This window comes from Anabaenopsis arnoldii (assembly GCF_028331025.1).
GTDB classification, from domain to species: Bacteria; Cyanobacteriota; Cyanobacteriia; order Cyanobacteriales; family Nostocaceae; genus Anabaenopsis; species Anabaenopsis arnoldii.
In genome coordinates this window covers 18,028-30,022 of sequence record NZ_JAQMUH010000135.1, presented here as the reverse complement: position 1 = coordinate 30,022, position 11,995 = coordinate 18,028, and the positions used below count along the sequence as shown (strand labels likewise).

At 43.7% G+C, this 11,995-nt stretch carries 8 protein-coding genes and 1 pseudogene; 2 read left to right on the top strand and 7 right to left on the bottom strand.

Going from position 1 to position 11,995, the window contains the following annotated elements:
• The first annotated feature begins 247 nt into the window (after positions 1–247).
• A complete protein-coding gene (gene plsY, locus PN457_RS12195) occupies positions 248–928 on the top strand; it encodes a glycerol-3-phosphate 1-O-acyltransferase PlsY (protein WP_271733611.1) in 681 nt (226 codons plus the stop codon).
• A 12-nt stretch (positions 929–940) separates the two neighbouring features.
• On the opposite strand, the gene tatC is transcribed toward plsY, so the two are convergent.
• From tatC to PN457_RS12180, 3 genes are all read right to left on the bottom strand, one after another.
• Positions 941–1,726 carry a twin-arginine translocase subunit TatC gene (tatC, locus tag PN457_RS12190; protein WP_271733610.1) on the bottom strand — a complete coding sequence of 262 codons (786 nt, stop codon included), beginning with the start codon at positions 1,724–1,726 and terminating at the stop codon, positions 941–943.
• A gap of 124 nt (positions 1,727–1,850) precedes the next feature.
• Complete coding sequence (locus PN457_RS12185; protein WP_271733609.1) at positions 1,851–4,073, bottom strand: transglycosylase SLT domain-containing protein; 2,223 nt, start codon at positions 4,071–4,073, stop codon at positions 1,851–1,853.
• 199 nt (positions 4,074–4,272) lie between these two features.
• Positions 4,273–5,541 (bottom strand): FAD-dependent hydroxylase, encoded by a 1,269-nt coding sequence (locus PN457_RS12180; RefSeq protein WP_271733608.1) that lies wholly within the window; start codon positions 5,539–5,541, stop codon positions 4,273–4,275.
• A 154-nt stretch (positions 5,542–5,695) separates the two neighbouring features.
• Here PN457_RS12180 and PN457_RS12175 point away from each other — a divergent pair.
• Positions 5,696–5,806 (top strand): annotated as a pseudogene (locus PN457_RS12175) (SAM-dependent methyltransferase); the annotation flags it as partial.
• 49 nt (positions 5,807–5,855) lie between these two features.
• Here the strand turns inward: PN457_RS12175 and PN457_RS12170 are convergent.
• The 4 genes from PN457_RS12170 to gloB form a co-directional block, all read right to left on the bottom strand.
• Complete coding sequence (locus PN457_RS12170; protein WP_271733607.1) at positions 5,856–6,131, bottom strand: hypothetical protein; 276 nt, start codon at positions 6,129–6,131, stop codon at positions 5,856–5,858.
• A gap of 101 nt (positions 6,132–6,232) precedes the next feature.
• A complete protein-coding gene (locus tag PN457_RS12165) occupies positions 6,233–9,391 on the bottom strand; it encodes an efflux RND transporter permease subunit (protein ID WP_271733606.1) in 3,159 nt (1,052 codons plus the stop codon).
• Positions 9,392–9,432: 41 nt separating this feature from the next.
• The gene (locus PN457_RS12160; protein WP_271733605.1) at positions 9,433–10,998 is read right to left on the bottom strand and encodes an efflux RND transporter periplasmic adaptor subunit; all 1,566 of its coding nucleotides are present in this window, start codon (positions 10,996–10,998) and stop codon (positions 9,433–9,435) included.
• 201 nt (positions 10,999–11,199) lie between these two features.
• Complete coding sequence (gene gloB, locus PN457_RS12155) at positions 11,200–11,973, bottom strand: hydroxyacylglutathione hydrolase (protein ID WP_271733604.1); 774 nt, start codon at positions 11,971–11,973, stop codon at positions 11,200–11,202.
• Positions 11,974–11,995: the final 22 nt, after the last annotated feature.

The window sequence follows — 11,995 nt, the reverse complement described above, 5'->3', positions numbered from 1 at the left end:
TCCCCAACCTTGGTGGTGCTAAATTCGTTAAGTCTCCATCTGACGGGCGGGTAATGAGCCGGGACATAAATGGTGCGCGGGGGATTTTCCTACGTGCATTGGTTGATACGCCCTCTCTTAAAGAGTGTATTTGTTAGTGAATGTTAGCAAAAAAGTATCGGGAGCCTTCCGACTATAGCAGATGGCAACGGAGGACTTTTGTCCTCACTGCAAACCTTGAATTTTTATGGTGTTTTGTGATTTAATTATGGCTATTTGGTTCAGTTTGTGTGGCGTGGCTTTGGTGGTAGCTTATCTGTTGGGTTCTTTTCCCACTGGCTACATTGCGGGAAAGCTCTTACAGGGTATTGATATTCGCGAAGTTGGTTCGGGTTCAACCGGCGCAACTAATGTATTGCGCACTTTAGGGAAAGGCCCGGGCGCTCTGGTTTTAGTAATTGATTGCTTCAAGGGAGTTTTAGCGATCGCAGTTGTTTACTGGTTATTTTCCTTTGCTCCTACTCAAAATCTTCTCCCCTCAACGGTAAATATCCAACTTTGGCAATCTTGGATGATTACTTTAGTGGGGTTATTAGCTATCCTGGGACACAGTAAATCAATTTTTCTCGGCTTCTCTGGCGGTAAGTCTGTAGCTACCAGCTTAGGAATTTTATTAGCGATGAATTGGCAAGTAGGATTAGCTACAGCCGCAGTGTTTGCTGTGTTTATAGCTATATCCAGAATTGTATCATTAAGTTCCATTGCCGGTGCGATCGCTGTGCCGATTTTGATGTTAACTCTACATCAACCGCTACCCTATATCCTGTTTGGTATTGCTGGGGGAATTTACGTAATTTTCCGCCATCGTGCTAACATTCAGCGACTACTTGCAGGTATAGAGCCAAAAATCGGGCAAAAGCTAGCAACAGAAACAACTACTGATAGCTAGCTATCTAATTAATCACTTACCTGTCAGCTTCACTAGACCAATACCACCAAAGTAGAGTCCTAAAACTGCTCCTGCTAAGAGACTTTGGGTCAGGGGGTCAGTGGAAGGGGTGAGAACAGCACCGAGAACAACTGCTCCCATAATTACAAATCGCCAGCCAGAAATCATCTTTTGAGAGGAGACAATTCCCAAATTACCTAGTAATAATTGAATAATGGGAATTTGAAATGCTAAACCAGTACTAAATAATAGTAACAGCACAAATTCAAAGTATTTGTCAATAGACCATAGTTGATCTACCACATCTTCGCCGTAGCTAATGAAAAAATTCAAAGCTGCGGGAATTAATAGTAAATAAGCGAATACTAAACCCGTGACAAACAGCACACTAGAACCTAAAACCACCGGTCCGAGTAAGCGGCGTTCCCGCCGAGTTAGTCCCGGAAGAACAAACTGGATAATTTGGTAAAGAATGAAGGGGCTAGAAAGTACTAACCCACTGTAACCCGCTACTTTGATGGAAACAAAGAAATATTCCCCCGGAGCCAGTTGGAGAAACTTGACCCCTTGGGCGGGGACTTCCAGTAACTTAACAATGGGTTTCACGGCGATGAAGCAGCCAACAACACCAACTGCAACACCAATTAAAGAATAAAAAATCCGTTGTCGTAGCTCTTCTAGGTGGTCGAAAAGGGACATTTCCACTTCATCAGGCAACTCATTGAGAGCATCCGGTTCTGAGTTGCCGTATTCCTCTTGTTGGATATCAGGAGTAGTTACATCTTGTGAGGGTGTCATTAGTCATCTCAATAGGCAACATTTCTTAACTATTGTATCCGGCGAAGCAGTGACAAAACTATGTTTTTCCCAACAATGACTTACGCCAGACTAGGCTATCAGGATTTTATCTTTTCTTTTTGAATTACCTCTGGGGCAATTTGGGGTGTATCTGTGAATATCTTGCTACCTTGGCGGAAATTTCGGGGTTATAAAGTCTCAGATAATTCCAATAGTTACCAAATACTTGGCGCACGTAATTTTTAGTCTCATTAAAAGGAATATCTTCCACAAACTCATCTGGATCATCTTTGCCGATAGTCTGTAGCCATTTGGCGACGTTACCTGGACCAGCATTATAACTCGCGATCGCTAACATGGAGTTATTATTATACCGCCGATGGGTATAGTCTAAATACCATGTTCCCAGATTAATATTTTCGTTGGGGTCCTCTAAGTTAATTGTTATACTATCCAACTGAATTTGGGGAGCAATCCATTCACCTGTAGTCGGCATGATCTGCATTAAACCAGTAGCACCGACCACAGATCTAATTTTTGGCTCAAACATTGATTCCTGACGCATCAAACCAATTACCAGGAGGGGATTTAACTCTCGTTGAGCCGACCATTTTTTAATTTCCTGGCGATAGAGAAAAGGATAACGGGCTTGCCAATAACTTACCTGCTGGCTCAAAGCCTGATACTCCGCTTGTTCCTCTGGTGTTTCCCTGTCTTCGAGTCGAGAAATCAAGTTAATTCCTGCCAGATTTTGCCCTCTCACCAGGCGCATTAATCCCTCAGTAAACTGTTCTGCTACCGTGGGCTGTAGTTTATTGGTAAATTCTGTTTCCCATTGGAACCAAGCATCACGATCTTCACCCAGTAAATACAGTTCTTTGAAAGTTTCTGAACCGGCGGGGGGTACAGGTCGTTGCTGTAGAACTACTTCCGGCTGCAATTCCCTGATGTTGTCAAAATTACCCACATTCAGCCCCAGGGTTACAGCTGAACGCCAAGCATAGTAAGAGTGAGGAAATTGACTCAACACATACTCATAAGCTGCTTTAGCTTCCTTTTGTTGCCCTAGTCTGGTAGCCCATTTGCCCACCCAAAAGCCTGCTCTGGGAGCTAAAATACTATTAGGGTTCTCAGTCACAATTGGTTGTGCCCATTGCCAAGCCCCTAAGTAATCTTTGGCGTTGGCTTTCTCTTTGGCTTTGTTCCAGCGATACTCTGCGGCTTGATTAGAACTACCGTATTCACTTAATAGCAATTCCCACGCCTGTTGAGCCGACTTTTGATCATTTAGTCCCTGGTAAATTTTGGCTTTTTCTACTACTGCTATACTAGCTTGTTGAGGAAAATTAGCAATTATTCGGTCAAGATAGGGCAAAGCATCTTTACGGTTTTTAGCCAATTCAGCTAAACGCAATAGGGCTAGTCCGGTTTCCCTAGCATCGGGAAATTTTTCTACTAGTTGATTATAAATCGCCAATGCCTTTTCGGGTTGTTTACCTCCTATCTGTAAACCTCGCGCAGCGCGGTAAAGGTTGCGGGCTGTCTGGGGTGCTTTAACATAGGCATCACCAGCTCGTTCAAATTGATTATTTTCCCAGTAAGCTGTACCGACAATCTCCCAATCTATGGAAGCAACTGCTACGTTATCGCTATCGGGTTTGATATCTGGTTGTTTTACTAGCTCATCTAACACACCTACTATTCCCGGTTGGTGAAAGGCGTGTTGTGCTAAAATTAACCGTAAATTTGGCTGTTGGGGATTTTCTCTTAAGCGTTTATAAATAATTTCCCAGGTGAGGGGATGTGAGGGAAACTCTGCGATCGCCCGATCATGATGTTCTGGTAGGGCGATCATATACAGCGCTCTGGCTGTTGCGGCTGCTTGGGGATAATCTCGCAGCACTCTTTGTCGTAGATTGGAGGCTTGACGACTCTCACCGAGTATGTCCTGTGCTTGGGCTTGTTTGAGTAAAATATACGCGCCCAGACTGGGGTAAGTTTTTTCTAGTCCTTCTAGAAGACTTAAGGCCTTTTCTGCTTCCCTAATATTAATTAAATCACTGGCTAACAGATAACGGGCCCGTTCTCGGTCTGGTGAAATGGAACTATTGGCGATCGCTTCTAGTTTTTCTGCTCGTTCTTGTGGAGACTGTGATACTAATGGAAATACATCTGATTTGACTTGGCTAGCTGTAGAAATTTGTTCAGACTGATTTATGGCTGAGTTGAACCATTCCCCCCAGAATGTTCTGATGTTAGGGGTAGATAGGATTGCACCTGCTGAGAAGGCAAATAAGACTGCACCAGCAATCAAAGAAATCTGTTTTTTTTGTAGTTGATTTCCCATGGATACTCCCCCAAGACTATGGTTTAAGTTTTTGCAACTTTAGCATTGCTGGCACTGGGGTGTTATTTGTCAATCATAAATATTACAAATCATCCTAAATAATCCTAAAATATCTTCATATTATGGTGGTGTTTTGCCGGGGAGGGAGACGCGATAGCTATCGCGTCTGGTATGTTTTTCCCAAGAGCCAAAACACGAGTTATCTGTCTGGTGCGTTAGCTAGTGCTGGGGTTTGCCCTTTCAAACCAATCATCAATTTGAGGGCAAATACTTTGAAGATGGGTATGCGCTGCATCATCCACAAACCTAGGCGACGAATTACTACTAGTGGTAAAAAGTTATGAGAAAACATCCTATCTAATAGATCCGTGAAAGCTAGAATTGTCAGGTTTTCTGGTTTGCGCCAGCGTTCATAGCCTTTGAGGACTTGGAGGTTACCAATATCTTTACCTGCTTTATGTGCTGTTTGTAACACTTGGGCTAAAGCCGCCGCATCTCGAATCCCCAAGTTTAAACCTTGTCCGCCGACGGGATGACAATTGTGTGCGGCATCACCAATTAAGGCTAATCTGGGGAGAACATAGCGATCGCTTTGCATCAGTTGTACTCGAAAAATAAAGCGATCGCCCAGTAATTCTAGCTTACCCATTTGATTACCATAGCGGCGGGTGAGTTCTGCCAAAAACTCCTGGTCATCTAAAGCACACAAAGCCTCTGCTTCTGCGTGGGGGGCTGTCCAGACAATACGGCAACGGTTACCAGGTAGTGGTAAAATAGCAAACGGTCCACTAGGCCAAAATCGTTCGTAGGCAGTGTTATTGTGGGGTTTCTCTGGTTTAACAAATGCTACAATACAGGACTGCCAATATTTCCAGCCAGAAGTTTTAATTCCCGCAGCTTCCCGGATACGCGATCGCGAACCATCAGCAGCGACAATTAATTTACCGCGGACTGTCTGAATTTGGTCAGCAATTTTGACATCTATAGCCACAATCTCCTGCTGATATTCTGTCTTGACCACCTCAGCGGGACATAGATAAGTCACATTCTGACAATTGTGGACAAATTCCTGTAAAGGCTCTAACAAAGCTTGGTGTTCCGCCACATAACCCAATTCTGATGTACCTAAATCATCGGTGATAAATTCCACAACATCGGGATAATCGGCATCAGAAAGGCGAACTTGGCAATATTTTGCGATTTGAGGCGATATTTTTTCCCAAACACCAATTCCTTGGTAAATGAGCGCCGAAAGCATATGAACTGCATAAGCTTGTCCCTTCGCCACTGCTGCTGATGCAACTTTGGCCTCAATTAGCAGAATACTTAAGCCAGAGTCCTTTAAAGCTGCGGCTAAGGTTAAACCAATAATTCCACCGCCGACAATGACCAGATCATAGTCATATCCCTGATGATCTGGCGGTGTTTGTTGAGGAGAAATTTTTTGATGTAGCTGTGTGATCACCATTGTTAAGATTAATTAAGGCATCCTAATTATTATTTTTACGCAAACAGACAAATCCGTGCAAATATGGCCGGATTAATTAACCATAGATATAGATGATAGATGGTGCGCTACCCCACCCAGGATATTCGTCTAGGGTACACAGATAATCTTGACTGTAACTCCAAAGCAAGTCCGCCAAGAAATGGAAGCTGTGGGTTTAGTTTGGCGAGAAACCAAAAACTTGTTACCTCAGCAACACTTAATGATATTTGAAAAGCGGGTATAATATCTATACAGACTTATTGAGGACTTAAGTCCTCAATCAAAACCTTTAATTACCGGAGTGGCATCAGGCTAACGCTTTTGGCCACACTATCCCAAACTATCCAACTACAAGAATTATCCACATCTTCTGGATTATTGGTAACTTTAAAATACAGCTTTCCCTGTCCCTTGCGTTCAATGGCAAAGTCGGCATTTTGGGCGTAAACTACTGTAAATCCTTTGTCCCTCAAGCAATACATAGCCCAAGCCTTCAATGATTGCTTCTGTGGTTCATGGGGAATAGGTGGTTTTGTAATGGTTTCTTGGATAACTTGAAATATCTCCATTAGTTTCTCAGGGAAAATAAAATCGTTGTAGTGGAGGCATTTGTCCCGATACTAGTTTACCTCATCACAGAATGCAATGTGCTGTTTAGGTCTTGATGATGTTAATTTACACCAGACCGATTCGGTTTGAATAAACTTTCTGATGCGGTTTTAATCACAATATACAAAACTGGCACCACAAACAAACTTAAAAAAGTAGCGATTAACATCCCGCCAAATACTGCAGTTCCCAAGGACTGACGACTTCCTGCACCCGCACCGGTAGCAATGGTTAAGGGGAAAATACCCAGAAGTGTGGAAAATGCTGTCATTAAAATCGGGCGTAAACGTTCCTGTGCAGCTTCTACTGCGGCCTTAGTAATAGAAAGCCCTTCATTCCGTAATTGGTTGGCAAATTCTACGATTAAAATCGCGTTTTTACTCGCCAAACCAATCAGCATGACTAGACCGATTTGACAATAAATATCATTAGGAAAACCCCGCATTGATTGAGCCACAAGTGCGCCAAAAATTGCTAAAGGAACCGCTAAGAGGATAATTAGGGGGTCTATGTAGTTCTCATACTGAGCAGCCAAAACTAAAAAGACAAAGACAATTCCTAACCCAAAAATAATGGGTGCTAAACCGCCAGATTCTATTTCTTCCAATGCAGTTCCTGACCACTCATAACCAAAACCGGGTGGTAATACTTCTGCTGCTAACTGTTCCATGGTCTGAATGGCGCTTCCAGAACTAAATCCAGGGGACGCAGAACCATTGATTTCAATGGAGCGAAATAGATTATAGTGATTAATTACTTGCGCTCCCACAACCGAAGTAGTTTTAATTAAGTTTCTCAAGGGAATCATTTGATTAGTTTGAGAACGCACAACTAGTTGCTCAATATCCTGGGGGTTAGAGCGAAACTGTTTATCTGCCTGGACATATACGCGATAATTACGCTGTTGGAGGTTGAAATCATTAACATATTGAGAACCCAAAGCAGTTTGCAGAGTCCCAAAGATGTCATCTATGGAAACTTGCAGGGCTTTGGCTCGATTCCGATCTACTTCTACCAGTAATTGGGGTGTTTGCGCCGCAAAAGTAGTGAATACGGCTTGTAATCCTGGTGTTTGGTTGGCGCGGCCTAGCAGTTGACCCATGGATTGGACTAAACCTTGTAGGTCACTACCACCTCTACGGTCTTGCAGTTGAAGTTGGAATCCGCCAAAGTTACCTAACCCCTGAATCGGTGGGGGATTTACGGGAAAGACTCTGGCTTCTGGGATGGCGAATAGTTTCCCTCGTAATTTACCGAGTATGGCCTGTACTGATTGGTCAGGTCTGCTGCGTTCTGCCCAAGGTTGAAGGGTAGTAAATATAATACCATTATTAACAGTACTACCACTGAAACCAAAGCCACCCACTGCGAAGGTTCCCACGACTTCGGGAATTTGCAGGATTTCTTTTTCTACCTGGGCAATCACATCACTAGTATATTGCAGTGAAACTCCTTGTGGTCCTTGGACTAGTGTAATAAAAAAACCTTCGTCTTCTTCTGGGAGAAAAGCTGTAGGTACTGTAGTATAAAGCCAAGCAGTCATTCCCAAAGAAACGATGAATAGTCCGATGATCATATTTTTCCAGCGGACTATCAGGTGAAGCGATCGCTGATATAGTGTTCTTACCAAGTCAATAAACTGATTAATCTGGTAAAATACCCAACCCAGCCAGCCTGATAGCGATAGCGTGGCAGTTGGTTCCATAGGTTGTTGTCGTTGGCGTAGGAGTAAGGCACACAAAGAGGGTGTGAGAGTCAAAGCCAGAAAAGTAGAAATCACAATGGAAAAGGCGATGGTCAGGGCAAATTGGCGATACAGTGCGCCCGTGGTTCCCGGAAAAAATGCCACGGGAACAAACACAGCCATCAGCACCAAGGATGTAGCAATCACTGCACCAAACAATTCAGCCATAGATTCACTGGCCGCCTGGCGAGGACTCATTCCCTTATCCTGGATAAAACGGCTGATTTGCTCAACCACCACAATGGCATCATCTACCACCATCCCCGATGCTAAAGTCAGACCAAACAAAGTCAAACTATTAATAGAAAAGTCAAAAATCCGAGCAAAAATAAACGTCCCAATTAAAGATAGGGGAACTGTGAGAGCGGGAATTAAAGTCGTGCGCCAGTCCTGCAAAAAGACAAAAATTACAATCACAACTAGTACTACTGCTGTAATTAGAGTCTTGATCACCTCTGACATGGACTCTTCCACAAAGCGTGTAGTGTCAAAGGCCACCTGATACTGTATTCCCGGCGGAAAATTGGGAGCCAGTCGCGCCATTTCTTCCCTAACCCCCCGGGCGACATCTAAAGCATTACTCCCAGGAAGCTGGTAAATCCCCAAGCCTACAGCATCTTTAGCGCGATATCGCAAAAAGGTATTGTAATTTTCCGCACCCAGTTCTACCCTACCGACATCTTTCAGCTTAATTAACGTGCCATCATCGTTAGTTTTCAGGATAATTTCGGCAAATTCTTCCGGTTCTGTGAGTCTACTGGCAGCACGGACATCAATTTGATATCTTTGCCCTTCTGGAGCCGGTTCTTGACCAATTCTCCCGGCGCTCACCTGCAAATTTTGTTCCCTCAGGGTATTAACTACATCCTCAGTTGTCAGCCGCCGACTAGCCAGGCGATTGGGATCCAACCATAGACGCATTGCATAACGACGTTCACCAAAGATGACGACATTACCAACACCTTTAACCCTTTTTAAGACATCTGCTAAATAAAGGTCGGCATAGTTACTTAAAAATATATTGTCATACTGGTTATTCTCAGCAAATAGACCAATAGCTAAGATAATATTGTTAGATTGCTTTGTCACCCTCACGCCTGTTCGCTGTACAGCTTCTGGGAGTTGTGGACCGGCTATAGATACCCGATTTTGCACGTCCACAGCTGCAATATCTGGATTGCGGGATGAGTCGAAGGTGGCTGTAATCGTACTAGAGCCATCGTTACTACTACTAGAAGTAATGTAGCGGATACCTTGAATACCGTTGATTTGCCTTTCTAAGATATTTGTCACACCGCTTTCTACGTCCTCAGCACTAGCTCCGCTATAGTTGGCGGTGACGTTGATTTGAGTGGGAGCAATATCCGGGAAACGAGCAATGGGAAGTGTGGGAATACTAATCAACCCCAACAACAGCACAATTAATGCACAAACTGTGCTAAATACGGGTCTTTTGATAAAGAAATCAATAAACATAAGAAAATGAGGGAATGAGGAATTGTAGTGTCTCGGCGCTTTTACTGAGGCATCTTTTCAGGTAAAGGCATGATAGGCACACCATTAGTGAGATTGAGAATACCAGAAACAACAATTTTATCCCCGGTTTCGAGTCCCTCAATAACGTGATAATCGTTTCCTTGAATAGCTCCCAACTTCACGGGTTTTTGTTGGGCTACTAGGTTCGGCATTCCCGGTTGGGATTCTCTCGGCTCTTGAGCTACAAATACAAAAGTCTGTCCACCCATCCGAGATATTGCTTCAGCGGGAATTAAGATTCCGGGACGTTCATCCCAGATAACTTGGGCTTGGACGTTCAGGCGGTTGAGTATTAGCTTGGTGTTATTGACAAAGGTGGCTTTAGCTAAGATGTTCTGAGTATTTGCCTGGATATTCGGTGAAATAAAACTTACCTTGCCTGTTCTAGCTGGTTTGCCTTCAGCATCTAGTATTTTTACGGGTAATCCCCGCCGCAACCTTTCACCTTGATGGAAAGGCACAGATAAATTTAATTCCAAAGTGTCATTTTTATTCAGTGTGGTGAGTTCGTCTCCCTCCTTGACAAAATCTCCCACCTTCACGGGGATATCACCGAGAATACCAGTCAGAGGAGCGACAATATTTGTGTACTGCTTTTGCACTTCGGCTACCTGAACTTGGGCTGCGGCTTCCATAACTTGAGAACGGGCTTGAGCAATTTCTTCAGCACGGGGGCCGTTCTGTAGTTGTTTGAGATTTTGCTTTTCTAGTTCTACAGATGCAGCTAGTTCATTAATATCAGCGCTTCTGCTTTTGCGAAGTTGTTCGAGTCGTCTTTGAGCTTCTTCGAGTCTAGCCTCGGCGCTTCTTTGTTCTCTGAGAAATCCTTCTAATTGGTCTTGGGAAACAGCTCCGTCTTCCTTTAATTTTTGGTATCGCCTAGCTCTTGATTGTGCTAATTCCAAATCAGCTTTAGCTACCTCAATTTGAGCTTCAGCCTGGGCAATTTCTTGTGGACGCGCTCCACCTTTAGCATTTTGTAGGCGAGCTTCGGCTTGAGCTAATCTAGCCTTGGCTTGGGCAATTTCTTCGGGACGTGTACCTGCTGTGAGTTCTGCTAGTCGAGCTTGGGTGCGGTCTAATGTTGCTTTTGCTTGTCGTAAGCGGGCTTGGGTATCGTTATTTTGCAGGCGAATAATTACTTTCCCTTGTTGCACGCGATCGCCTTCTTTAAATAGAATTTCACTAATGCGCCCGTCAATCTCTGGCTTAATTGCTACTGAGCCTGGAGATGCCAAAAAGCCGCCAATTACTGAACTTTCTTGTATGGTTGTAGTTTCTACTGTAGCTAACTTTACAGGAATTCCCATGGGTTGGCCAGCCCGTACTCCGCCTCTATCTACCCTACCTGCAAAGCTATTTTGCCACCACCGCCAACCCAAGCCACCCCCTGCAATTAGGAGAATCAGCAGCCAGATTAAGTACCAGGGCCGCTTTTTCCTTGGTTTCAATGTTTGTTGTTGCTGTTCAATGTGACTGTAATTGTTAACCGCAGACTTTTCAGTTTCTCTGGAAACTGGAGACTCAGGAAATTCAGAGTTCGCCATTGTTATATTCTCATATCTATTAATTGCTGTTAAGACTCAAGTCAACAAATAAGAATGTAGCTTTATGTAAGCGAATGCTTGCATTATACACAAATGAGAAGATATTTTCTAGGAAATAGAACGATTTAATAGCTATAGCTAACAACTGTGTAGATATATGTTAATTAAACATATTAAGAGGGAAAATAGCATTTTTTTGGCTTAGAATCTATCTTTCATTCCTCGTAAACGAGCGAAAGTTTGTACTGGGTCGCTACTCTTGACAGCTAACTGTAATGAGGGTTTGTCCCAACCTAAAAAGGGATTGGTCAGCTTTTCCACCCCCAACCATGAGGGAACAGTAGCCTCCTGGCGACTACGAAAGTTGTATACTTCCTTGTAGCGCTTTTGTAAAACGCTATTATCAGGATCTACAGTCAGAGCAAACTCCAGATTTTTTAAAGTGTACTCATGGGCACACCACACACGAGTATTGTCTGGGAGATTGCGTAGTTGAGCCAAAGAGTTGACCATTTGGGTCGGTGTACCTTCAAATAAGCGACCGCAACCCCCTGCAAACAAAGTATCACCACAGAATAACTCTCCAGGTTCACTCAGTTTTGTGGGGGGGAAATAGTAAGCGATATGAGCGCGGGTGTGACCAGGAACAAAAAGAACCGTGGCGGTGCGATCGCCAAACTCCACACTATCTCCCGGTTGTAAAAATACCTGTTGTCCGGGAATTCTCCCCTGATCCTCAGCACCACCATACACCGTCAACTCAGGGAAATGTCTAATTAACTCCTGATTTCCACCCACATGGTCGTGATGATGATGAGTGTGAAAAATTGCCACTAACTCGGTCTTTAGTTCTGCAAGTTGTTTTAATACTGGTTCAGCTACTGCGGGGTCAACCACAGCAGCAAGATTTTGTTGAGCATCGTGGAGCAAAAATATGTAGTTGTCTGACAGTGCATTAAGACGGATTACCTGCATTTTCTCTTATTCCCACCGATCA

Excerpts from the sequence above, each read along its gene's own strand:
- plsY (WP_271733611.1), top strand. The coding sequence starts at position 248 with ATGGCTATTTGGTTCAGTTTGTGTGGCGTGGCTTTGGTGGTAGCTTAT.
- tatC (WP_271733610.1), bottom strand. The coding sequence starts at position 1,726 with ATGACACCCTCACAAGATGTAACTACTCCTGATATCCAACAAGAGGAA.
- PN457_RS12170 (WP_271733607.1), bottom strand. The coding sequence starts at position 6,131 with ATGGAGATATTTCAAGTTATCCAAGAAACCATTACAAAACCACCTATT.
- PN457_RS12180 (WP_271733608.1), bottom strand. The coding sequence starts at position 5,541 with ATGGTGATCACACAGCTACATCAAAAAATTTCTCCTCAACAAACACCG.
- PN457_RS12185 (WP_271733609.1), bottom strand. The coding sequence starts at position 4,073 with ATGGGAAATCAACTACAAAAAAAACAGATTTCTTTGATTGCTGGTGCA.
- PN457_RS12165 (WP_271733606.1), bottom strand. The coding sequence starts at position 9,391 with ATGTTTATTGATTTCTTTATCAAAAGACCCGTATTTAGCACAGTTTGT.
- PN457_RS12160 (WP_271733605.1), bottom strand. The coding sequence starts at position 10,998 with ATGGCGAACTCTGAATTTCCTGAGTCTCCAGTTTCCAGAGAAACTGAA.
- gloB (WP_271733604.1), bottom strand. The coding sequence starts at position 11,973 with ATGCAGGTAATCCGTCTTAATGCACTGTCAGACAACTACATATTTTTG.